The sequence below is a fragment of the Thiohalophilus thiocyanatoxydans genome (genome assembly GCF_004366735.1).
In the GTDB taxonomy this organism is placed as follows: domain Bacteria; phylum Pseudomonadota; class Gammaproteobacteria; order UBA6429; family Thiohalophilaceae; genus Thiohalophilus; species Thiohalophilus thiocyanatoxydans.
The window spans coordinates 105,797-127,299 of the sequence record NZ_SOQX01000002.1; the positions used below are offsets into that span (position 1 = coordinate 105,797).

The window sequence follows — 21,503 nt, forward strand, 5'->3', positions numbered from 1 at the left end:
TGCTTTATAATCGCTGAAAACAGGGGCCGGGCGATCACTCCGGCGACAAAAGGAATGGAGTGCGATGTCACGTAAATATTTTGGTACCGACGGGGTGCGTGGTCGGGTCGGCGAGTTTCCGATCACGCCGGAATTCATCCTCAAACTGGGCTGGGCGGCCGGCCGGGTGCTGGGCAATGGCGGCGGCAAGGTGCTGATTGGCAAGGATACCCGCATCTCCGGTTATCTGTTCGAATCGGCCCTGGAAGCGGGGCTGTCCGCCGCCGGCATGAATGTCTGTCTGCTGGGCCCGATGCCGACGCCGGGCATCGCCCATCTGACCCGCACCCTGCATGCCCGTGCCGGGATCGTCATCAGTGCCTCGCATAACGCCTATCCGGATAACGGCATCAAGTTCTTCTCCGCCGAAGGAAGCAAGCTGCCCGACGAGGTGGAACTGGCCATCGAGGCGATGATCGACCAGGAACTGGTCACCCGCGCGCCGGACCAGCTCGGTCGGGCGGCCCGGGTCGACGATGCCGCCGGGCGCTATATCGAGTTTTGCAAAAGCACCTTTCCCGAGCAGCTCGATCTCAACGGCCTGCACATTGTGCTCGATTGCGCCAACGGCGCCACCTACCAGATTGCCCCCAAGGTGTTCACCGAACTGGGTGCCAAATTGACGGTGATCGGCAACAATCCCGACGGACTGAATATCAACGACGGCTGCGGCTCCACCCACCTGGATTGGCTGCAGAAAAATGTCCAGTTGCAGGGCGCCGATCTCGGTATCGCCTTCGACGGCGACGGGGATCGGGTGCTGATGATCGACAGCCAGGGCGCGATCATCGACGGCGACGAGCTGCTGTACGTGATCACCGCCCACCGCCAGCGCATGCAACGCCTGGAGGGCGGGGTGGTGGGGACCCTGATGACCAACCTGGGCATGGAGCATGCCCTGCAGGCCGCCGGCATCCCGTTTGCCCGGGCCCGGGTCGGGGACCGCTATGTGATGGAGCAGCTGCAGGCGCAGGGCTGGCAACTGGGCGGGGAGGGCTCCGGCCACCTCATCTGCCTGGACAAAACCACTACCGGCGACGGGATCGTGGCCGCCCTGCAGGTACTGGCGGCGGTGGTGGAGTCGGGGCGGAGCCTGACCGATCTGGTGGCCGGCATGCACAAGTACCCCCAGCAGCTGATCAACGTGCGCCTGGCCCGCAAAGTCGACGTGCTGGGTACCCCCGAGGTGCAGGCGGCGGTGGCCGCCGCCGAGTCGGAACTGGCTGCCCATGGCCGGGTATTGTTGCGCGCCTCGGGGACCGAACCGCTGCTGCGGGTGATGGTCGAGGGCCAGGATGCCGCCCAGGTGACGCGAGTGGCCCGCGAGCTGGCGGGGGTCGTGGAACAGGCACTCGGCCCCGGCTGAGTGCGCCCCGGGCTGAGCGCCGCGAACCGCCCGGAACGAGGCGCGAACCCCTTTTCATCCGCCAAATAACCCGGTTTTTCATTGATTTATTGCGGCCTGAACGGTAAGCTTTCGCGCTCTTTTATATGGTCAACCGAACGAGAAGAAAGGAGAGGGCATGCGTCAGCCACTGATCGCCGGCAACTGGAAAATGAACGGTTCGCGTACCGATAACCGGGTCCTGCTGGACGGGATCAAGGCGGGAATTGGTGACGTTAAGAGTGCGGAAGTGGCCGTCTGCGTGCCGTTTGTCTATCTGGCCGATGTCCAGCTGCAATTGGAGGGGACCCCCGTCGCCTGGGGCGCTCAGAATTTGAGCACCGAGGCCAAGGGCGCGTTTACCGGTGAGATTTCCGCGGCCATGCTGCTCGATTTCGGTTGCAAGTACGTCATTGTCGGCCACTCGGAGCGTCGCAGCCTCTACGGCGAAGACGATCAGCTGGTGGCCGGAAAATTCGAGGTGGCCCGTCAGGCGGGCCTGAGGCCAATCCTGTGCATCGGTGAGACCCTCGAAGAACGGGAGCAGGGCATCACCGAGCAGGTCGTCGCCCGCCAGATCGACGCGGTAATCCAGCACGCCGGGGTGGCGGCGCTGGCCGACGGCGTGATCGCCTATGAGCCGGTCTGGGCCATCGGGACCGGCAAGACCGCGAGCCCGGAACAGGCCCAGGAGGTCCATGCCTTCATTCGCGGGCAGGTTGCCAAACACGATGCTGGCGTCGCGGACGGGCTGCGCATTCAATACGGCGGCAGCATGAACGCCGCCAACGCGGCCGAACTGCTGGCCAAGCCGGATATCGACGGCGGCCTGATCGGCGGCGCCTCACTTAAAGCGGAGGATTTTCTGACCATCTGCAAGGCAGCCGGTTAGGCAAATCCGGGAGACTCTGAAGGTATGTTGTATAACATTATTCTGGTACTGCATGTCATTGTGGCCGTGGCACTGGTCGTGCTGGTGCTGCTGCAACAGGGCAAGGGCGCCGATGCCGGCGCCGCCTTTGGCAGCGGTGCCTCCGGTACCGTGTTCGGCTCGCGCGGGGCGGCGAACTTCCTGACCCGCACCACGGGGGTGCTGGCATTTCTGTTTTTCGCCCTGTCCCTGGCGCTGTTCACCCTGGCCGGCGATGTCGGCAAAAGTGAAAGTATCGTGGATCAGAGCGAGCAGCAGTCGCAGGAACAGGAAAGCCGCGTGCCGGCTGCTCCGCAAGAAGATGAGCCGGAGCAAGACAACGGGGCCCCGGCGGATGTACCGAAATCGGACTAAGCCCGTAAATCCTTGCCGAAGTGGTGGAATTGGTAGACACGCTATCTTGAGGGGGTAGTGGCGTAAGCCGTGCCGGTTCGAGTCCGGCCTTCGGCACCAACACAAACAAAAAGGCCTCCAGAGCAGCGCTCTGGAGGCCTTTTTGTTTGTGAGACTCTAGGTTCTAGGGGCTAGGAAAAGCACAACCTTTTATTCATACCAATGCCGCGAGAAAGAGTTCACAGCGCTTTTCTAGGACCTAGCCCCTAGTACCTAGCCACTGATAATTTTTATAGACCCCTAAAAATAAGCTAACTTTTTGATGTACAAGGTTTTTCGTGCTTTATGCAAACTTGACACAAAGTTTGTGGCTAGCCTAGACTGGCTCGGCTTCGGATCATTGATGATCGGGCAAATAATTCGATAGAAAAATAATAAACAAAGTCGTCCGGTGAGACGGCTTAAAATGCATCCGCAGTCACTGCGGGATTCGGCGGAGGAACATATCCAATGTTAGAGAACTATCTGCCGGTTCTCCTTTTCATGATTGTCGGTTTAACCATCGGCGTTGTGATGATTGTGCTGGGCTTTGTCCTGGCGCCGAGCCGTCCTGACAGTGAAAAACTCTCCCCCTATGAATGCGGCTTCGAGGCATTCGAGGATTCGCGCATGAAGTTTGATGTGCGTTATTACCTCGTGGCGATTCTGTTTATTATTTTCGATCTGGAAATTGCATTTCTCTTCCCATGGGGTGTGGTGCTGGAGGAGATCGGTCTCTTCGGCTACATGGCCATGGCGATTTTTCTGGGGATTCTGGTTATCGGCTTCATCTATGAATGGAAAAAAGGAGCCCTGGAATGGGAATAGAAGGGTTACTCAAAGAAGGTTACGTTACGACCACGGCGGATCGGCTGATCAACTGGGCGCGCACCGGCTCGATGTGGCCCATGACCTTCGGTCTGGCCTGCTGCGCCGTGGAGATGATGCATGCCGCAGCGTCCCGTTACGATATGGATCGCATGGGTCTGATTTTCCGGCCCAGCCCGCGGCAATCGGATGTGATGATCGTCGCCGGCACCCTGGTGAACAAGATGGCACCGGCCCTGCGCAAGGTCTATGACCAGATGGCCGAGCCGCGCTGGGTGATCTCCATGGGGTCCTGCGCCAACGGCGGCGGGTATTACCACTATTCCTATTCGGTGGTGCGCGGTTGTGATCGCATTGTTCCGGTGGATATTTATGTGCCGGGCTGTCCGCCCACGGCCGAAGCGTTGCTGTATGGCGTCATGCAGTTGCAAAACAAAATAAAAAGAACCAACACCATAGCGCGCTGATCCCTTATATATGTCCAGATACTACAGACAACTGGCCGAACAGGCCCGGAATAAATTTGGCAATCGTATCCAGTCCTGTGATGTGGAGTGGGGCGAGCTGACGATCGTTGCCGACCGGCATGAGCTGTTGGATGTGGCCGTAACCTTGCGTGATGATCCGCAATTCGCATTTGCCGAGTTGCTCGATGTCTGCGGGGTGGATTACAGCGAGTATGGCGGCGAAGGTCAGTGGCAGGGAGCGCGTTTTGCCTCGGTCTACCACCTGTTATCGATTGAACATAATCATCGCCTGCGTTTGAAAGTCATGCTGGATAACGAACCACCGGTGGTCCCGTCGGTGGTGGATATCTGGGCCGCGGCCAACTGGTTCGAGCGCGAGGCGTTTGATCTGTACGGTATTGTTTACGAAGGGCATCCCGATCTGCGCCGTATTCTGACCGACTACGGCTTTATCGGGCATCCGTTCCGCAAGGACTTCCCGTTGATTGGGAACGTGGAAATGCGCTACGACCCGGAAAAACAGCGTGTGGTCTATCAGCCGGTCAGTATCGAGCCTCGGGTTGTCCAACAACGGGTGATCCGTGACGATCACCGCTATGCCGATCGGCTGCAGCAGGAAGAAGAGGAGTAATCCATGCCCGAGATCCGAAACTATACGCTGAATTTCGGGCCCCAGCATCCGGCCGCGCACGGGGTATTGCGCCTGGTACTGGAGATGGATGGCGAGGTAATTCAACGCGCCGATCCGCATGTCGGTCTGCTGCATCGTGCGACCGAAAAGCTGGCGGAAAGCAAGCCCTATAACCAGACCATTCCCTACATGGATCGGCTCGACTATGTCTCCATGATGTGTAATGAACACGGTTATGTGCTGGCGCTGGAAAAACTGCTGGATATTACACCGCCGCTGCGTGCGCAGTATATCCGGGTCATGTTTGACGAGCTGACCCGGATCCTGAACCATCTGATGTGGCTGGGTACCCATGCGCTCGACGTCGGCGCCATGACCATGTTCCTGTATTGCTTCCGCGAACGCGAAGATTTGATGGATATGTACGAAGCGGTCTCAGGCGCGCGTATGCATGCCGCCTATTACCGTCCCGGCGGTGTGTATCGTGACTTGCCCGGCAAGATGGCGCAGTACCAGAGCAGCAAGTACAAGGACGAAGCCGAGACCAGGCGTATCAATGAAGCACGTAGCGGCTCGTTACTGGATTTTATCGAGGAGTTTGTCCAGCGTTTTCCCACCAACATTGACGAATACGAAACGCTGTTGACCGACAACCGCATCTGGAAGCAGCGTACCGTCGGTATTGGTGTGGTGTCGCCCGAGCGCGCCCTGCAGCTGGGCTTTACCGGCCCGATGTTGCGGGGTTCCGGGATTGAATGGGATCTGCGCAAGAAGCAGCCTTATGAAGTTTATGACAGGATGGATTTCGATATTCCGGTCGGCGTCAATGGCGATTGCTATGATCGTTATCTGGTGCGGATCGAGGAGATGCGCCAGTCGACCCGGATCATCAAGCAATGCATTGAGTGGCTGCGCAACAATCCCGGCCCGGTGATACTCGACGATCACAAGTTCGCTCCGCCCAGGCGGGAGGAAATGAAGGATGACATGGAAGCGTTGATCCATCATTTCAAACTGTTTACCGAGGGCTACACGCTGCCGGCCGGCGAGGTTTATACCGCCATTGAGCATCCCAAGGGCGAGTTTGGTATTTATCTGGTCTCCGATGGTGCTAACAAACCCTATCGACTGAAAGTCCGTGCCCCCGGCTTTTCCCATCTGGCCGCCATGGATGAAATGAGCGAGGGGCATATGCTGGCGGATGTGGTGGCGATTATCGGCACCATGGATATTGTATTCGGAGAGATCGATCGATGATGGCGCAACATAAAAAGTCCGCGAGCAAGCTGCCCCTGATTAATGACGAATCACGTGCCGAGATCGATCAGTGGATCGCCAAGTACCCGCCGGATCAGAAGCAATCGGCGGTAATGGCGGCACTGCGCATTTTGCAGGATCAAAACGGTGGTTACCTGAGCGAAGACCTGATCGAGGCGACCGCCGAATATCTGAAGATGCCGCCCATTGCCGTTTATGAAGTGGCAACCTTCTACTCCATGTATGAACTGGAGCAGGTCGGACGGCATAAAATCTGTGTTTGTACCAATATCTCCTGCAAATTGTGCGGCTCGGACGATGTGCTCAAACATCTGCAGCAACGACTGGGTATCGGTCCGGGTGAAACCTCCGATGACGGGCGTTTCACCGTCAAGGAAGTGGAGTGCCTCGGTGCCTGTGTCGATGCACCGATGTTCCAGCTCGGAGACAGCTACCACGGCAAACTGACGCCGCAACGCATTGATGAAATTCTCGACGGCCTCGATTGAAACCGGAACATGATGACAACAATAACAACCAGCCGGGTGGGGGAGTAATACATGGCAAATGAAGTTTGCTTCCGCACGTTGCATCTCGACAAGCCCTGGACACTGGAGAACTATCGCAGTGTCGGCGGTTATGAGGTGCTGAAAAAAATCCTCGCCGAGCAGACGCCGCAGGAACAGATTATCGAGGAGCTGAAAACCTCCTCATTGCGTGGCCGCGGCGGGGCGGGCTTTCCCACCGGACTCAAGTGGAGCTTCATGCCGCGCAATGCGCCCGGTCAGAAATATATCGTCTGCAATTCCGACGAAGGCGAGCCGGGGACCTGCAAGGACCGGGATATCATGCGCTATAACCCGCATCAGCTCATCGAGGGCATGATTATCGCCGGCTATACCATCGGCGCCTCGGTTGGTTACAACTACATTCGTGGCGAATTCTGGGAGCCTTATGAACGGGTCGAGGCGGCACTGGAAGAGGCCCGCGCCGCCGGCCTGCTGGGCAAGAATATTCTGGGCAGCGGCTTTGATTTTGAACTGCACAATCACCTGGGAGCCGGTGCCTATATCTGTGGCGAGGAGACCGCGCTGCTGGAGTCCCTGGAAGGCAAGAAGGGCATGCCGCGCTTCAAGCCGCCGTTTCCGGCCGGCTACGGGCTGTATGGCAAACCGACCACCATTAATAATACCGAGACCCTGGCCTCGGTCCCGGTGATCCTGGAGCATGGCGGCCAGTGGTTTCTGGAGCTGGGCAAGCCCAACAACGGCGGCACCAAGCTGTTCAGCGTCTCCGGCCATGTCAACAACCCCGGCAACTTCGAAGTGCCGCTGGGGATACCGTTTGCCGAACTGCTGGAGCTGGCCGGGGGCATGCGTGACGGACGCAAGCTCAAGGGGGTCATTCCTGGCGGTTCGTCGGTGCCGGTCTTGCCCGCGGACATTATTATGGATACCGACATGGACTACGACTCGCTGGCCCAGGCGGGCAGCATGCTCGGTGCCGGTTCGGTGATCGTGATGGATGAGACCACCTGCATGGTGGATGCGCTGGCGCGGCTCTCGCACTTCTATTTCGAAGAGTCCTGCGGCCAGTGTACGCCCTGTCGCGAAGGTACCGGCTGGTTGTCACGCGTGATACACCGCATCGAACACGGGCAGGGCCGCCAGGAAGACATGGATATGCTGGATGATGTCGCCTCGCGCATTGCCGGGCGCACTATCTGTGCATTGGGAGACGCGGCGGCAATGCCGGTACAGAGTTTTCTCAAGCATTACCGGGATGAATTTCAGTATCACATCGATCATGGCAAATGCCTGGTCGGTGGACGCTCATAACGTTAACAGGCAACGGTTGAATGTCAGACGATATCAACATTGAAATCAACGGAATGCCGCTTCAGGCGGCGCCGGGCACGATGGTGATCCAGGTGGCCGATGAGGCCGGGATTACCATTCCGCGTTTCTGTTATCACAAGAAACTGTCCGTGGCGGCCAACTGCCGCATGTGTCTGGTGGAGGTGGAAAAGGCGCCCAAGCCGCTGCCGGCCTGTGCCACGCCGGTCACCGAGGGCATGAAAGTCTTCACCAGGTCGGAATTCGCGATTGAGGCGCAAAAGAGCGTCATGGAGTTCCTGTTGATCAATCACCCGCTGGATTGCCCGATTTGCGATCAGGGCGGGGAGTGCGATCTGCAGGACATCGCCATGGGCTACGGCAAGGATGTGTCACGTTTTGCCGAGAAAAAGCGCGTGGTGCCGAGCAAGAACATCGGTCCGTTGATCGCCACCGACATGACCCGCTGTATTCATTGTACCCGCTGCGTCCGGTTCGGTCAGGAGATCGGCGGCATCATGGAGCTGGGCGCCTACGGGCGGGGCGAGGATACCCGGATCGGGACCTATATGGAGAGCGCTGTTTCTTCGGAGATGTCCGGCAATGTGATCGATCTCTGTCCGGTCGGGGCGCTGACCTCCAAGCCGTATCGTTATCGCGGCCGCCCCTGGGAGAACCAGCAACGCGAGACGATTGCCGCGCACGATTGTGTCGGTTCCAACCTGGAGGTGGAACTTCGCCGCAATACGGTGATGCGTGTCCTGCCACGCGAGAATGAAGCCATCAATGAGACCTGGCTCTCGGATCGGGATCGGTTCAGTTATACCGGTCTGTATCACGAGCAACGGGCGCGCCATGCCCTGATCAAACAGGGCGATCAATGGAAGCAGGTGGACTGGCAGATTGCGCTCAATTACGCGGTCGAGGGCATCAAAACGGTACAACAGGGTCGGGGCAGTGAACAGATCGGTGCACTGACCTCACCCAGCGCGACCCTGGAAGAGATGTATCTGCTGCAAAAACTGCTGCGCAGCCTGGGGAGCCACAATATTGATCATCGGCTGCGTCAGCTCGATTTCTCCCGGAGTGATATAGCACCGCGTTATCCCTCCCTGGGTTGTACGATCGCCGAACTGGAACAGGTCGAGGCGGGATTGTTGATCGGTTCCTGTGTGCGCAAGGACCAGCCGATCATCGCCCATCGGCTGCGCAAGGCGGCCCTCAATGGGGCCAACATCATGTCGGTCAATGCGATCGACTATGACGTCAACTTTCCGCTGGCCGAATCCATCGTCACTGCACCGGATAACATGCCACAGACCCTGGCCGGGATCGCCAGGGCACTGCTGACCCTCAGTGGCGAACCGGCCCCGGCGGATCTGGCGACCAGGCTGGAAAATATCACCAGCCACGATGATCATCTGGCGATCGCCAAACACCTGCATAGCGCCGACAACGCGGTCGTGCTGCTCGGGACGCAGGCCATGGGGCAGAACGAGTTTGGCGAACTGCAGAGTCTGGCCGAACTGATCGGACGGCTTGCCGGGGCGAAGTTCGGTTATCTGACCGAGGGGGCCAACAGTGCCGGCGCCTGGCTGGCCGGCGCCGTGCCCCATCGTCAGGCCGGCGGCGAAACGATCGCGTCACCGGGACGCCACGCCGGTGAGATGTTGTCACAACCCCAGGGCGCCATGGTCTTGCTGAACGTCGAGCCCGAGCTCGATTCGGCTTACGGCAGTCAGGCGCTCAGGAGCATGCAGGAAAGTGACTTTGTAGTCGCGCTGTCACCCTACATCAGTGACAGTCTCAAAGCCTGCGCCGATGTCATCCTGCCGGTAACCCCGTTTATCGAGATGTCCGGCACCTTTATTAATACCGAGGGTCACTGGCAGAGTTTCGGCGCCGCGGTCGATCCCCTGGAGGAAGCCAAGCCCGCCTGGAAGGTGCTGCGCGTGCTGGGCAATCTGTTTGAGTTTGACGGCTTCGACCAGGTGACCTCCGAGGAGGTGCGGGACGAGCTGCGGGCTATCAGCGGTGAGCCGCCGATGGACAATCAAAGTGCCTGGCAATGCCCGCAACTGGCGCCGGCCGGTTCCGGTTTGCAGCGCATCGGGCACCTGCCCATCTATGCGGTCGATTCGCTGGTACGCCGGGCGCAACCGCTTCAGGAGACGACCGACGCTATCGCCGCGGCGGCCTATATGAATGAACAAACCGCCGATGCGGCCGGCGTCGGTGATGCGGCGTATGTCCTCGTACAACAGGACAACAGTGAAGTGCGCTTGCCACTGGTAATCGACGAGGCGGTGCCCGCGCAATGCGTGCTGATTCCCTACGGTGTCACCGGCAGCGAAACATTGACCCGCGCCTACGGGCCGATTGAATTGCAACGGGGTTAAGACGAAACAAATGGAATGGCTTAATTCAGCGTATCAGTCAGTTGCCGATTTCTCGGTCTGGTGGTTTTCCCAGCCGGCGGTACTGATCATGTTGCAAATCGTCATGATCGTTACCCCGCTGATGCTGGCGGTAGCCTATCTGACCTTTGCCGAGCGCAAGATTATCGGTGCCATGCAGGTGCGTATGGGCCCGACCCGGGTCGGACCGCGTGGCTGGCTGCAGCCCATCGCCGATGCGCTCAAGCTGATCTTCAAGGAGATCATCATTCCCACCGGCGCCAACAAGGTGCTGTTCGTGATCGCGCCGATTCTCTCCATCGGCCCGGCCCTGGCCGCCTGGGCGGTGATTCCCTTTAATGCCGAATATGTGCTGGCGGATATCAATGCCGGGTTGTTGTATGTGTTGGCGATCACCTCGGTCGGGGTCTATGGCGTAATCATCGCCGGCTGGGCCTCCAACTCCAAATACGCCTTGCTGGGCGCCATGCGCTCCGCCGCGCAGATCGTCGCCTATGAAATCGCCATGGGTTTCGCCCTGGTCACGGTAATCATGGCCGCCGGCAGTCTGAATATCGGTACCATCATCGAGGCCCAGTCTGGCAGTCCGCTGCACTGGTTCTGGCTGCCGCTGCTGCCGATGTTCGTGATCTATTTTATCTCCGGGGTGGCCGAGACCAACCGCGCCCCGTTTGACGTGGCCGAGGGGGAATCGGAAATCGTAGCCGGTTTCCATGTGGAATACTCCGGCATGGTGTTCGCGGTCTTTTTCCTGGCCGAATACGCCAACATGATTCTGATCTCGGTACTGGCCGCGGTGCTGTTCCTGGGCGGCTGGTTGTCGCCCTTTGAAGGCTGGCTGCCCGAGGCCTGGTTCGAGATCACCGGACTGGGCCTGTTACTGGGGCACGGCGTCCACTGGTTGTTGATCAAAACGGCCATTTTCTTGTTCTTTTACTTATGGCTCCGCGCCACCTTCCCGCGATATCGCTATGATCAGATCATGCGCCTGGGCTGGAAGGTCTTTATCCCCATCACCATCGTCTGGTTGATGGTGGTCGGGCTGATGATACTGACCGGCTTCGGTTGGTGGTTTGACTAGGAGCAGGAGGGATTATGATGAATACCGCAGTACGGTTTCTCAAGAGTCTGTTCCTGCTGGAATTGTTCCGGGGCATGCGACTGACCGGGCGGCACTTGTTTGTACGCAAGGTCACTCTGCAATATCCGGAAGAGCACACTCCGCTGTCGCCGCGTTTTCGGGGCTTGCATGCCCTGCGTCGTTATCCCAACGGGGAAGAGCGTTGTATCGCCTGCAAACTGTGTGAAGTTGTTTGCCCGGCGCTGGCGATTACCATCGAGTCCGAAGAACGGGATGATGGCACACGCCGCACCACGCGCTATGACATCGATCTGACCAAGTGCATTTTTTGCGGCTATTGCGAGGAGTCCTGTCCGGTGGACTCAATCGTCGAAACGCATATTTTTGAATATCACGGTGAAAAACGCGGTGACCTGAATATGACCAAGGATCGCCTGCTGGCGGTCGGTGACAAGTACGAAAAAGAAATTGCCGCGGCCCGGGCCGAGGATGCGCCTTACCGTTAAGCTCTGCTAACGACAGAAGACAATTAAAAGATAATAACGATATGATTGAAAAATTAATCTTTTACATATTTGCTATCATCATGGTCTTTGGCGCGACCATGGTGATCACCGTGCGCAACCCGGTGCGGGCCGCGCTGTTTCTGGTGTTGACCTTTTTCGCCAGCGCCGCCATCTGGATGCTCCTGGAGGCGGAGTTTCTCGCCATTACCCTGGTGCTGGTCTACGTCGGGGCGGTCATGGTGTTGTTCCTGTTCGTGGTGATGATGCTGGATATCAACACGGCCCTGCTCAAGGAAGGCTTCATCCGCTATCTGCCGGTGGGAATCGGCGTCGCTATTCTGCTGGTGGTGATGCTGGTCGGCGTGGTCGGACCGGAGAACTTCAGTCTGGACGAAATGGCCGCGCCGGAGCGCCATGGCGCCGATTACAGCAATACACGGGAGCTGGGTAGTGTCCTGTATACCGTCTACGTCTATCCGTTCGAGATTGCCGCAGTCATTCTGCTGGTCGCGATTATCGCGGCGATTACCCTGACGCTACGCAAACGGCCCACAACCAAGTACCAGAATCCGGACAGCCAGGTTTCGGTCAAGCGCGATGACCGGGTACGAATGGTTAAAATGAAGTCCGAAGAGAAAAAATAGGTGAGAGTGCGATGCTAGCGTTATCCGACTTTTTGATTCTGGGTGCCGTGATGTTCGGTTTGAGTATCGCCGGAATTTTCATCAACCGGAAAAACATCATTATCCTGCTGATGGCCATCGAGCTGATGCTGCTGGCGGTGAATATGAATTTCATCGCTTTTTCCCATTTTCTGGGCGATACCGCGGGTCAGGTGTTCGTGTTCTTTATTCTGACGGTGGCGGCGGCCGAGGCGGCCATCGGGCTGGCGATCCTGGTGGTGCTGTTCCGCAACAAGCGCACCATCAACGTCACCGAACTGGACAGCATGAAAGGCTAGGCTGATGAATAATATGGAAAATGTCTATCTCTGGACCGTGCTGGCACCGTTGATCGGGGCAATCATCGCCGGTCTGTTCGGCAAAAGAGTCGGTCGTGCCGGCGCCCACTGGGTGACCATCATCGGCGTCGCCGTCGCCTTTGTGCTCTCCGCGATCACGTTTAAACACATGGTGATCGACGGGGCCGAGGTCTACAACGCGTCGGTCTATACCTGGATGGTCAGCGAGGGTATCCGCTTCGAGATCGGGTTTTTGATCGATAACCTGACCGCCATGATGATGGTGGTGGTCACCTTCGTCTCCCTGATGGTGCATATCTATACCGTCGGTTACATGCACGAGGATCCCGGTTACCAGCGTTTTTTCAGCTATATCTCCCTGTTCACCTTCTCGATGCTGATGCTGGTGATGGCCAATAACTTTTTGCAGCTGTTCTTCGGCTGGGAAGCAGTGGGCCTGGTTTCCTACCTGTTGATCGGTTTCTGGTATACCCGCGATACGGCGATTTACGCCAACCTCAAGGCCTTTCTGGTCAACCGGGTGGGGGACTTCGGCTTTTTGCTGGGGATCGCCGCGGTGCTGATGTACTTCGGCTCCCTGGATTACGCCACCGTGTTCGGCCAGGTGGAGCAGGTTGACGGCCAGACCATCACCCTGTTCGGCGACAATGCCTGGTCGGTGATTACCGTCATCTGCATCCTGTTGTTCATCGGCGCCATGGGCAAGTCGGCCCAGGTGCCGCTGCATGTCTGGCTGCCCGATTCCATGGAGGGCCCGACGCCGATCTCGGCATTGATCCATGCCGCGACCATGGTCACCGCCGGGATCTTCATGGTGGCGCGCATGTCGCCGCTGTTCGAGTTTTCCGAGACCGCGCTGACCGTGGTGCTGGTGATCGGTGCCATTACCGCGCTGTTCATGGGCTTCCTGGGCCTGGTGCAGAACGACATCAAACGGGTGGTGGCCTATTCGACCCTCTCGCAGCTGGGTTACATGACCGTGGCCCTGGGCGCCTCGGCCTATGCTGCGGGGATCTTCCATCTGATGACCCATGCCTTTTTCAAGGCGCTGCTGTTCCTGGCCGCCGGTTCGGTGATCATCGCCATGCATCACGAGCAGGACATGCGCAAGATGGGCGGGCTGCGCAAATACATGCCCATTACCTGGATTACCTCGCTGATCGGCTCGCTGGCGCTAATCGGTACGCCGCTGTTCGCCGGCTTCTATTCCAAGGACTCGATCATCGAGGCGGTGGCCCACTCACAAATCGCCGGATCCGGCTTTGCCTATTTTGCGGTGTTGACCGGGGTATTTGTGACCGCGCTATACAGCTTCCGCATGTATTTTCTGGTGTTCCACGGCAAGGAGCGCATGGACGAGCATACCCGTTCGCATCTGCATGAAACCCCGCCCGTGGTAACTATTCCGCTGATTCTGCTGGCGATCCCCTCGGTGATCATCGGTGCCATTTTCATGGGTGACATGATCGCCGGGGATTTCTTCCGCGAGGCAATCTTCGTGTTGCCCGAGCACGATGCGCTGGGCGAGTGGGCCGCCGATTTCCACGGTTGGTGGGCCATGGCGCTGCACGCCTTTGTGACCTGGCCGTTCTGGCTGGCGGCCGCCGGCGTGTTCACCGCCTGGTTCCTGTATATGAAACGCCCGGAGATTCCCGGCCGGATTCAGGCCCGTTTCCAGTGGCTGCATACTCTGCTGGATAACAAATACTACGCGGATCGTTTCAACGAGATCGTGTTTGCCGGCGGCGGGCGCCAGTTGGGCCAGAAGCTGTGGCGCATCGGTGATGTCAAACTGATCGATGGCCTGGCGGTTAACGGTTCGGCCGCGCTGGTGGGCTGGTTTGCCGGGCGCATACGCCATATCCAGACCGGCTATCTGTTCCACTATGCCTTTGCCATGATCATCGGGGTGGTCGTGCTGCTCGGATTGTTTGTGTTTCTTAACCAATAAAGAATAAATAAAAAGGGTCGTACGCATGTTCTCAGACTGGCCATTGTTAAGCCTTGTGATCTGGATCCCCATTCTGGGCGGGATCCTGGTGCTGGTTACGGGCAGTGACAAGCAGGCGCCACTGGCCCGACTGACGGCGCTGTTCTGGTCGGTGGTGACCTTCCTGATCTCGATCCCGCTGTATACCGGATTCGACACCGATACGGCCGCGATGCAGTTTACCGAACGGCATGAGTGGATTGGATCCTGGGATATCTTCTATCACCTGGGTGTGGACGGTATCTCCATGCCGCTGATCCTGCTGACCACCTTTATCACCGTGCTGGTGGTGATCGCCGGCTGGGAAGTGATCAAGGAGCGCGTCGCCCAGTACATGTCGGCCTTTTTAATCATGGAAGGGTTGATGAACGGGGTCTTCGCCTCCCTCGACTCGGCGCTGTTCTATGTCTTCTGGGAAGCGATGCTGATTCCGATGTTCATTATCATCGGCGTCTGGGGCGGGCAGAACCGCATCTATGCGACGATCAAGTTTTTCCTCTATACCTTTTTCGGCTCGGTCTTCATGCTGGTTGCGCTGCTGTATCTCTATTTCCAGACCGGCAGCTTCGCGATTCTCGATTTCCATCAGCAGCCGCTGGGTATGACACCGCAGATCCTGATCTTCCTGGCGTTTTTGATCGCCTTTGCGGTCAAGGTGCCCATGTGGCCGGTGCATACCTGGCTGCCGGACGCGCACGTGGAGGCGCCCACCGGCGGCTCGGTGATCCTGGCGGCGATCATGCTCAAACTCGGTGCCTACGGTTTTCTGCGCTTCTCGCTGCCGATTACCCCGGACGCCAGCCAGGAGCTGGCCTGGCTGATGATTACCCTGTCGCTGATCGCGGTGGTCTACATCGGCTTTGTGGCGCTGGTGCAGCAGGATATGAAAAAACTCATCGCCTATTCGTCCATCTCGCACATGGGGTTCGTGACGCTCGGTTTCTTTATTGCCTGGCAGATTTACGACAATACCGGCAGCTACAGCGGCGCGGCGATGGGGATCTCCGGCGGGATTGTGCAGATGATTTCCCACGGTTTTGTTTCGGGGGCGCTGTTCCTCTGTGTCGGCGTGATGTATGACCGGATGCATTCGCGGCAGATCAGCGATTACGGCGGGGTGGTCAACACCATGCCGGTCTTCGCCGCCTTTATGGTGCTGTTTGCCATGGCCAACGCCGGGCTGCCGGGCACCTCCGGCTTCGTCGGCGAGTTCATGGTGATCCTCAGCAGTTTCAAGGCCAATTTCTGGTACGCCTTCCTGGCCGCTCTGACCCTGATCCTGGGCGCCGCCTATACTCTGTGGATGGTCAAGCGGGTGATCTTCGGCACCGTGGCCAATGACAATGTGGCGGCGCTGCAGGATATCGGCCGACGCGAGTTCCTGATCCTGGCGATCCTGGCCGTGGCGGTCCTGACCCTGGGGATCTGGCCGGCGCCATTGCTCGAAGTGATGGATGCCAGTGTCGAGAACCTGTTACTGCATATGACCCAGTCCAAGGTCATTCAATAATAACGGCAAGAGTGATGATGACTTTTACCATGCCCAATATTGCCCCGGCACTGCCCGAGATATTCATACTCTCGATGGCGTGCCTGATTCTGGTAATTGATCTGTTTTTGACGGATCGCCAGCGCTTCGTGACCTATCTGCTGACCCAGGCGACCCTGGTGGTGGCGTTCATTCTGATTGTGACCGATTTCACTCAGGGCAGGGTGCTGACCTTCAGTGATACCTTTGTCCGCGATCCCATGGCCGATGTGCTCAAGGCCTGTATCTTCATCGCCGGACTGGTGACATTTACTTATTCCCGCGATTATCTGCAAACACGCCAGATATTCAAAGGTGAATTCTTTGTCCTGGGTCTGTTTGCGATTCTGGGGATGATGATCCTGACCTCGGCGCACAACTTCCTGACCATCTACCTGGGCCTGGAGCTGCTGTCGCTGTCGCTGTACGCCATGGTGGCGATGCAACGCGACTCGGTTACCGCCTCCGAGGCGGCGATGAAGTATTTCATTCTCGGCGCCATCGCCTCGGGCATGCTGTTGTACGGCATTTCCATGATCTACGGCGTGACCGGTACCCTCGATCTGGCCGAAGTCGCCCGGCAGGTTCCCGAGACGGAAAAGCAACTGCTGCTGACTTTCGGCCTGGTCTTTCTCATCGTCGGGGTGGCGTTCAAGCTGGGCGCGGTGCCGTTTCATATGTGGGTGCCGGATGTCTATCACGGCGCGGCCACCCCCACGACCCTGTTTATCGGCAGCGCGCCCAAGATCGCCGCATTTGCGATGCTGATGCGCCTGCTGGTGGACGGACTGGGCGGCTTGCATGCCCAATGGCAGGACATCCTCATCATTCTGGCGGTGCTCTCCATGGGCGTGGGGAATATCGTCGCCATTGCCCAGAGCAACATCAAACGCATGCTCGCCTATTCCACCATCTCGCATGTCGGGTTTTTGATGCTGGGGGTGCTGACCGGCACGGCCGAGGGCTATGCCGCGGCGATGTTCTATACCCTGGCCTATGTGCTGATGACCCTGGGCGGGTTTGGCATGGTTATCCTGCTGAGCCGGGAAGGCTTCGAGGCCGACAAACTGGATGATTTCAAGGGGCTCAATGAGCGCAGTCCCTGGTTTGCTTTCATGATGTTGATCGTCATGTTCTCCATGGCCGGGGTCCCGCCGTTTATCGGCTTCTGGGCGAAACTGTCGGTACTCAAGGAAGTGATCGCGGCGGACATGGTGTGGCTGGCCGTGGTGGCGGTGATCTTCTCGATCATCGGGGCTTTTTATTATTTGCGCGTGATTCGGCTGATGTATTTCGACAAGCCCGTGGATACCGCCAGGCTGGAAGTCGCTCTGGATATGCGCCTGCTGCTCAGTGCCAATGGCCTGGGTGTCCTGTTGCTGGGACTCTTCCCGGGCGGCCTGCTGGCACTTTGCCTGGCCGCGCTGTCTGGTTCATAATGGTACCTCACTTACGTAGGCGGTCTTATGTCAGCAGTATCTATCTGGGTTTTACTTGTCAGCGCTATCATTGCGGCCAATCTGCCCTGGGCGAGCGAACGTTTCTTTTTCCTGTTCACCCCACCGGGAGGCGGGCTCAAACGGGCCTGGATGCGGCTTGTTGAATGGTTGGTGCTCTATGGCCTGGTCGGCCTGATCGCGGTCGGTCTGGAACAGAAAGCCACAGGCGAACGTTATCCCCAGGACTGGGAATTCTATGCGGTAACCTTCTGTATGTTCGTGGTCTTCGCGATCCCCGGCTTTGTCTATCGTTATCAGCTGCGCCCGCTGTTACATCGCCACCGCGCTTAACAGGTGCAATCTGCAATACAATAAGATCCGCCTACTATATTAGCGCGGGTTAATGTACAAACTTTCACCAATTTGAGCTTGCCGTCGCTCAGGCTTCTGTCATAATTGCTGCATCTTGCACCTGATTTGGTAATTTGCAGCCATGCATCTGCGACACAAGTTCTTCATTGTTCTCTCCCTGTTGACCAGCATTCCCTTGCTGATACTGCTGTTTGGCGTCGTCGAACGCATGGAACGGGAAGTGACCATCCGCACCGAAACCCAGCTGCACGGCTCGCTCGACAAAATGGCAAGCGAACTGCAACTGATTCTGGATAATCAAAAATCCATTGCCAGTGGTCTGGGTCGCGTGCCATCGGTTCGGCAGTTTGCGGCCGTGGCACAGTCCCCCCAGCGGTATTCCGAAGGGGTCTATCAACAGCGAGCCGAAGCCCTGGAACAATTTCTGCTTAACTATCAGAAATCGGTTTCCAGTATCCAGGCCGTGCGCTTTATCAGTGCCGAAGGCAAGACCCTGGTCAAGATCAAGGAGGGCAAGCCGGTCGAACCGGTCTATACCGACGAACAGAGCGGCCGAATGTTTATTGCCGATCAGGCTAATCGACCGTTTTTCCGGGAAGCGAAAACCGCCGGTAATCGGGTGATTATGTCCGATTTTGAACTTGGCCAGGTCGCCAGGGATGAAGATTTTTGTCCCGCCATGGTCCGCTATTCGGTTCCGATCCTGGATGAACTCGGGGATTTCGAGGGGGTGCTGGTGGTCAATATGTGGGGGTCGCGCCTGGACTCCACCATGACGTCCTCACTCGGGGGCTTTCCGGGTAAATCCTATATCGTGGAATTATCCCCCGATGAACGGCGGGATGGCATCTATCTCTATCATCCGAATGATGATAAACGTTTCGCTGATCAACTCGGTTCCGAACATCGCCTGACCTCTGAGCTGGATCCGGCGGACTGGCGGGCTATCAAGGAAGGCGATACAAACGGATCCCTGTTACGTAACCGAGAGCGGATGCTGTTTTATCAGAAACTCGCCCCTTATCCGGACAGGCCAACCCAGTGGTTACTGGTTATCGAGGCCGATCCCCAGGTGGTCTATGCGCCAATTAACAATATGCGCAAGTCGATCTGGATGCTGCTTGGTGCCCTGCTGTTTATCAGCCTGCTGGTGGCAGTCTGGGCTTCCGGTCGTCTGACGGCGCCGGTACATCAGCTGGCCGAGATTATCCGGCGCTTTGCCGACGGCCAGCGCGATGCCCGGGTTCAAGTCAAATCCGGTCGCAGCGACGAGATAGGTCAGGCCGGCAAGGCCTTCAACTATCTCGCCGAGAGCCTGGATCGTACTGAAAAGGAACGCGAAACCGCTGTCCGTGCCGCCTGCCAGTCAGAACGCCTGGCGTCACTCGGGCAGCTTGCGGCCGGGATCGGTCATGAAATCAATAATCCCTTGATGAATATGATGTCGCTCGCCTCCCTGGTTGAAGAGTCACTGCCCGAGAAAGATGCCGAAAAACGCAACGATTTACAGCTGCTGCAGAAGGAGGGCGAGCGTTGCGCCCGTATTGTCCAGGGAATTCTGAATTTTGCGCGACAGAGCGAACCGAAATTTGAAGAGTTTGATATGGCGGCATTATTGAACGAGACGCTGGAACTCTTGCGCCACCGCATCGAATCCGAGGAGATCGAGTTACAAAGTCTGATAGAGACACCCCTGACAATGGAAGGTGATGCGCGTCAGCTGCAGCAGGTGCTGGTCAATATTATTCTCAATGCGATTCAGGCGACACCGCCTAAATGCCGGTTACATATTTCGGGGCGCTCGAGCGAGGAGTATATTGATGTCGAGATCGTCGATGAAGGGGAGGGTATCCAGGCCGGGAACTTCTCCAAGATCTTCGACCCGTTCTTCAGTACCAAACCGGAAGGTGAAGGGACGGGGCTCGGCCTGTCTGTCAGTTACGGCATCATAAAACGCCATGGCGGAAGTATTACTCTTGAAAACTCACGGCATGCCGGTGTGCGGGTGCATATCAGGTTACCCCGACGCAGTGAGCTGCAGGAACTCGATACCTTTGAAATACTGGAGGCAAGAAATGTCGGCTGAGACGCCACGTATTCTGTTTGTTGACGATGACATAGTGACTTGCCGGGTCATGCAACGTAATTGCGATAACGCGGGTTATGCCTGTGACGCTTTTCAAAATGGGGCGGATTGTCTCGCCCTGTTCAATAAGCAGGGCGCGGATGTTGTTATTACCGATCTGCGTATGCCGGGGATGAATGGTTTTGAGCTGTTAAGTGAAATTCGCAAGATAGACAGCGAGGTTCCCGTACTGGTTATGACCGGCTATTCTTCTGTGGAGAATGCCGTCGAGGCCATGAAGCGCGGCGCTTCCGATTTTATCAAAAAACCGTTTGATTTTACCGAGTTGAAACTCCTGGTTGAGCGTGCTCTGAAGTCGGTGCGTCTGCGTAATGAAAATCGACTGTTGAAAAAACGACTGGGTGAAGAGCGTCATCGTTTTGGTATGATTGGTGATACACCGGCGATGCAGACTCTGTTTAATACCGTCGAAAAAGTCGCTGAAGTCAGCTGTAGCGCTCTTATCACCGGGGATTCCGGCACGGGAAAGGAGCTGGTTGCCCGGGCTCTGCATGACTTCAGCCCGCGCAAGGATGCGCCGTTTGTTGCGGTCGACTGTGGCGCGTTGACTACCACCTTGCTGGAAAGTGAACTGTTCGGACACGAAAAAGGCGCGTTCACGGGTGCCACGCAACGAAAATACGGCCTGATGGAACAGGCCGATGGAGGGACCCTGTTTCTCGATGAGATATGTAATATCTCGGATACTATGCAGATCAAGCTGATGCGAGCACTGGAAAGCAGCAAAGTGACGCGTGTCGGCGCCAATACAGCGGTACCGGTGGATGTCCGTGTGATTGCCGCCAGTAACCGGAATCTGGAACAAATGGTGGAAGAAGGGCATTTACGACATGATTTTTATCATCGTCTGAATGTGGTCAATATTCACGTTCCTTCTCTTTCAGAACGGCGTCAGGATATTCCTGCCCTGGTCGACGCCTTTGTCCAGGAGTTTGCCGATCGCTACTCCCGTCAGGTTCAGGGTTTCGACAAGGCTTCACTGCAAAAGATGTGTGATGCCGATTGGCCGGGCAACGTGCGTGAATTGCGCAATACCATTGAGCGCAGCGTGATTCTTGCCGAGGGTCCGGTTCTGCACTGGGAAGGCACGAACGTGCCGAAGACGGGTTCGCAATTGCCGGTTCACTTTTCCGAGGAGGCATTCTGTACCCTCACTGAACTGGAAGAGGAATACATTCATCATGTGTTGCGCTGTTTCAATGGTAAAAAGACCCGGGCCGCCGAGGTACTGGGTATCGATAAAACAACCCTCTGGCGGAAGTTACGCCGTCTCGAGACCGAGGAGGAAGCGGTGTAAA

20 protein-coding genes and 1 tRNA gene are annotated in these 21,503 nt (G+C 57.4%); all 21 read left to right on the forward strand.

Annotation, left to right across the window (positions count from 1 at the left end; translation table 11 throughout):
* Window positions 1-64 precede the first annotated feature (64 nt).
* The 21 genes from glmM (at window position 65) to EDC23_RS04255 (ending at window position 21,502) form a co-directional block, all read left to right on the forward strand.
* Window positions 65-1,405 (forward strand): phosphoglucosamine mutase, encoded by a 1,341-nt coding sequence (gene glmM / locus EDC23_RS04155; protein ID WP_134081494.1) that lies wholly within the window; start codon window positions 65-67, stop codon window positions 1,403-1,405.
* Between the two features lie 157 nt (window positions 1,406-1,562).
* Window positions 1,563-2,315 carry a triose-phosphate isomerase gene (gene tpiA / locus EDC23_RS04160; RefSeq protein ID WP_134081496.1) on the forward strand — a complete coding sequence of 251 codons (753 nt, stop codon included), beginning with the start codon at window positions 1,563-1,565 and terminating at the stop codon, window positions 2,313-2,315.
* Between the two features lie 24 nt (window positions 2,316-2,339).
* A complete protein-coding gene (gene secG / locus EDC23_RS04165; RefSeq protein ID WP_134081498.1) occupies window positions 2,340-2,708 on the forward strand; it encodes a preprotein translocase subunit SecG in 369 nt (122 codons plus the stop codon).
* Window positions 2,709-2,722: 14 nt separating this feature from the next.
* Window positions 2,723-2,807: transfer RNA gene (locus EDC23_RS04170), tRNA-Leu, on the forward strand.
* A gap of 390 nt (window positions 2,808-3,197) precedes the next feature.
* Window positions 3,198-3,554 (forward strand): NADH-quinone oxidoreductase subunit A, encoded by a 357-nt coding sequence (locus tag EDC23_RS04175; protein WP_134081501.1) that lies wholly within the window; start codon window positions 3,198-3,200, stop codon window positions 3,552-3,554.
* The gene (locus tag EDC23_RS04180) at window positions 3,545-4,021 is read left to right on the forward strand and encodes a NuoB/complex I 20 kDa subunit family protein (RefSeq protein ID WP_134081503.1); all 477 of its coding nucleotides are present in this window, start codon (window positions 3,545-3,547) and stop codon (window positions 4,019-4,021) included. Before EDC23_RS04175 ends, EDC23_RS04180 begins: the two co-directional genes overlap by 10 nt.
* Before the next feature lie 10 nt (window positions 4,022-4,031).
* The gene (locus EDC23_RS04185; protein ID WP_134081505.1) at window positions 4,032-4,652 is read left to right on the forward strand and encodes an NADH-quinone oxidoreductase subunit C; all 621 of its coding nucleotides are present in this window, start codon (window positions 4,032-4,034) and stop codon (window positions 4,650-4,652) included.
* Window positions 4,653-4,655: 3 nt separating this feature from the next.
* Complete coding sequence (locus EDC23_RS04190; RefSeq protein ID WP_134081507.1) at window positions 4,656-5,909, forward strand: NADH-quinone oxidoreductase subunit D; 1,254 nt, start codon at window positions 4,656-4,658, stop codon at window positions 5,907-5,909.
* The gene (locus EDC23_RS04195; protein WP_166668794.1) at window positions 5,888-6,418 is read left to right on the forward strand and encodes an NADH-quinone oxidoreductase subunit NuoE family protein; all 531 of its coding nucleotides are present in this window, start codon (window positions 5,888-5,890) and stop codon (window positions 6,416-6,418) included. Before EDC23_RS04190 ends, EDC23_RS04195 begins: the two co-directional genes overlap by 22 nt.
* 51 nt (window positions 6,419-6,469) lie before the next feature.
* Entirely contained in the window at window positions 6,470-7,747 is a 1,278-nt protein-coding gene (gene nuoF / locus EDC23_RS04200; protein WP_134081509.1) for an NADH-quinone oxidoreductase subunit NuoF, read from the forward strand.
* A 20-nt stretch (window positions 7,748-7,767) separates the two neighbouring features.
* Window positions 7,768-10,143, forward strand: a complete 2,376-nt coding sequence (gene nuoG / locus EDC23_RS04205; protein WP_134081511.1) for an NADH-quinone oxidoreductase subunit NuoG — start codon at window positions 7,768-7,770, stop codon at window positions 10,141-10,143.
* A gap of 10 nt (window positions 10,144-10,153) precedes the next feature.
* On the forward strand, window positions 10,154-11,242 hold the full coding sequence (nuoH, locus tag EDC23_RS04210; protein ID WP_134081513.1) for an NADH-quinone oxidoreductase subunit NuoH: 1,089 nt from the start codon (window positions 10,154-10,156) through the stop codon (window positions 11,240-11,242).
* A 17-nt stretch (window positions 11,243-11,259) separates the two neighbouring features.
* The gene (nuoI, locus tag EDC23_RS04215) at window positions 11,260-11,748 is read left to right on the forward strand and encodes an NADH-quinone oxidoreductase subunit NuoI (RefSeq protein ID WP_134082488.1); all 489 of its coding nucleotides are present in this window, start codon (window positions 11,260-11,262) and stop codon (window positions 11,746-11,748) included.
* Between the two features lie 41 nt (window positions 11,749-11,789).
* Entirely contained in the window at window positions 11,790-12,392 is a 603-nt protein-coding gene (locus EDC23_RS04220) for an NADH-quinone oxidoreductase subunit J (RefSeq protein WP_208321277.1), read from the forward strand.
* An 11-nt stretch (window positions 12,393-12,403) separates the two neighbouring features.
* Window positions 12,404-12,709: an NADH-quinone oxidoreductase subunit NuoK gene (nuoK, locus tag EDC23_RS04225; protein WP_134081515.1), complete on the forward strand. Its 306-nt coding sequence runs from the start codon at window positions 12,404-12,406 to the stop codon at window positions 12,707-12,709.
* Between the two features lie 4 nt (window positions 12,710-12,713).
* A complete protein-coding gene (gene nuoL, locus EDC23_RS04230) occupies window positions 12,714-14,681 on the forward strand; it encodes an NADH-quinone oxidoreductase subunit L (protein ID WP_134081517.1) in 1,968 nt (655 codons plus the stop codon).
* 25 nt (window positions 14,682-14,706) lie between these two features.
* Window positions 14,707-16,230 (forward strand): NADH-quinone oxidoreductase subunit M, encoded by a 1,524-nt coding sequence (locus tag EDC23_RS04235; RefSeq protein ID WP_134081519.1) that lies wholly within the window; start codon window positions 14,707-14,709, stop codon window positions 16,228-16,230.
* A 17-nt stretch (window positions 16,231-16,247) separates the two neighbouring features.
* Window positions 16,248-17,687 carry an NADH-quinone oxidoreductase subunit NuoN gene (gene nuoN, locus EDC23_RS04240; protein WP_134082494.1) on the forward strand — a complete coding sequence of 480 codons (1,440 nt, stop codon included), beginning with the start codon at window positions 16,248-16,250 and terminating at the stop codon, window positions 17,685-17,687.
* Between the two features lie 27 nt (window positions 17,688-17,714).
* Complete coding sequence (locus EDC23_RS04245) at window positions 17,715-18,038, forward strand: DUF2818 family protein (RefSeq protein ID WP_134081521.1); 324 nt, start codon at window positions 17,715-17,717, stop codon at window positions 18,036-18,038.
* Window positions 18,039-18,180: 142 nt separating this feature from the next.
* Window positions 18,181-20,145: a sensor histidine kinase gene (locus tag EDC23_RS04250; RefSeq protein WP_134081523.1), complete on the forward strand. Its 1,965-nt coding sequence runs from the start codon at window positions 18,181-18,183 to the stop codon at window positions 20,143-20,145.
* Window positions 20,135-21,502, forward strand: coding sequence for a sigma-54-dependent transcriptional regulator (locus EDC23_RS04255; RefSeq protein WP_166668767.1), 1,368 nt, complete (start codon window positions 20,135-20,137; stop codon window positions 21,500-21,502). The genes EDC23_RS04250 and EDC23_RS04255 overlap by 11 nt, the downstream gene beginning before the upstream one ends.
* Window position 21,503: the final 1 nt, after the last annotated feature.

Excerpts from the sequence above, each read along its gene's own strand:
- glmM (WP_134081494.1), top strand. The coding sequence starts at position 65 with ATGTCACGTAAATATTTTGGTACCGACGGGGTGCGTGGTCGGGTCGGC.
- tpiA (WP_134081496.1), top strand. The coding sequence starts at position 1,563 with ATGCGTCAGCCACTGATCGCCGGCAACTGGAAAATGAACGGTTCGCGT.
- secG (WP_134081498.1), top strand. The coding sequence starts at position 2,340 with ATGTTGTATAACATTATTCTGGTACTGCATGTCATTGTGGCCGTGGCA.
- EDC23_RS04175 (WP_134081501.1), top strand. The coding sequence starts at position 3,198 with ATGTTAGAGAACTATCTGCCGGTTCTCCTTTTCATGATTGTCGGTTTA.
- EDC23_RS04180 (WP_134081503.1), top strand. The coding sequence starts at position 3,545 with ATGGGAATAGAAGGGTTACTCAAAGAAGGTTACGTTACGACCACGGCG.
- EDC23_RS04185 (WP_134081505.1), top strand. The coding sequence starts at position 4,032 with ATGTCCAGATACTACAGACAACTGGCCGAACAGGCCCGGAATAAATTT.
- EDC23_RS04190 (WP_134081507.1), top strand. The coding sequence starts at position 4,656 with ATGCCCGAGATCCGAAACTATACGCTGAATTTCGGGCCCCAGCATCCG.
- nuoF (WP_134081509.1), top strand. The coding sequence starts at position 6,470 with ATGGCAAATGAAGTTTGCTTCCGCACGTTGCATCTCGACAAGCCCTGG.
- nuoG (WP_134081511.1), top strand. The coding sequence starts at position 7,768 with ATGTCAGACGATATCAACATTGAAATCAACGGAATGCCGCTTCAGGCG.
- nuoH (WP_134081513.1), top strand. The coding sequence starts at position 10,154 with ATGGAATGGCTTAATTCAGCGTATCAGTCAGTTGCCGATTTCTCGGTC.
- nuoI (WP_134082488.1), top strand. The coding sequence starts at position 11,260 with ATGAATACCGCAGTACGGTTTCTCAAGAGTCTGTTCCTGCTGGAATTG.
- EDC23_RS04220 (WP_208321277.1), top strand. The coding sequence starts at position 11,790 with ATGATTGAAAAATTAATCTTTTACATATTTGCTATCATCATGGTCTTT.
- nuoK (WP_134081515.1), top strand. The coding sequence starts at position 12,404 with ATGCTAGCGTTATCCGACTTTTTGATTCTGGGTGCCGTGATGTTCGGT.
- nuoL (WP_134081517.1), top strand. The coding sequence starts at position 12,714 with ATGAATAATATGGAAAATGTCTATCTCTGGACCGTGCTGGCACCGTTG.
- EDC23_RS04235 (WP_134081519.1), top strand. The coding sequence starts at position 14,707 with ATGTTCTCAGACTGGCCATTGTTAAGCCTTGTGATCTGGATCCCCATT.
- nuoN (WP_134082494.1), top strand. The coding sequence starts at position 16,248 with ATGACTTTTACCATGCCCAATATTGCCCCGGCACTGCCCGAGATATTC.
- EDC23_RS04245 (WP_134081521.1), top strand. The coding sequence starts at position 17,715 with ATGTCAGCAGTATCTATCTGGGTTTTACTTGTCAGCGCTATCATTGCG.
- EDC23_RS04250 (WP_134081523.1), top strand. The coding sequence starts at position 18,181 with ATGCATCTGCGACACAAGTTCTTCATTGTTCTCTCCCTGTTGACCAGC.
- EDC23_RS04255 (WP_166668767.1), top strand. The coding sequence starts at position 20,135 with ATGTCGGCTGAGACGCCACGTATTCTGTTTGTTGACGATGACATAGTG.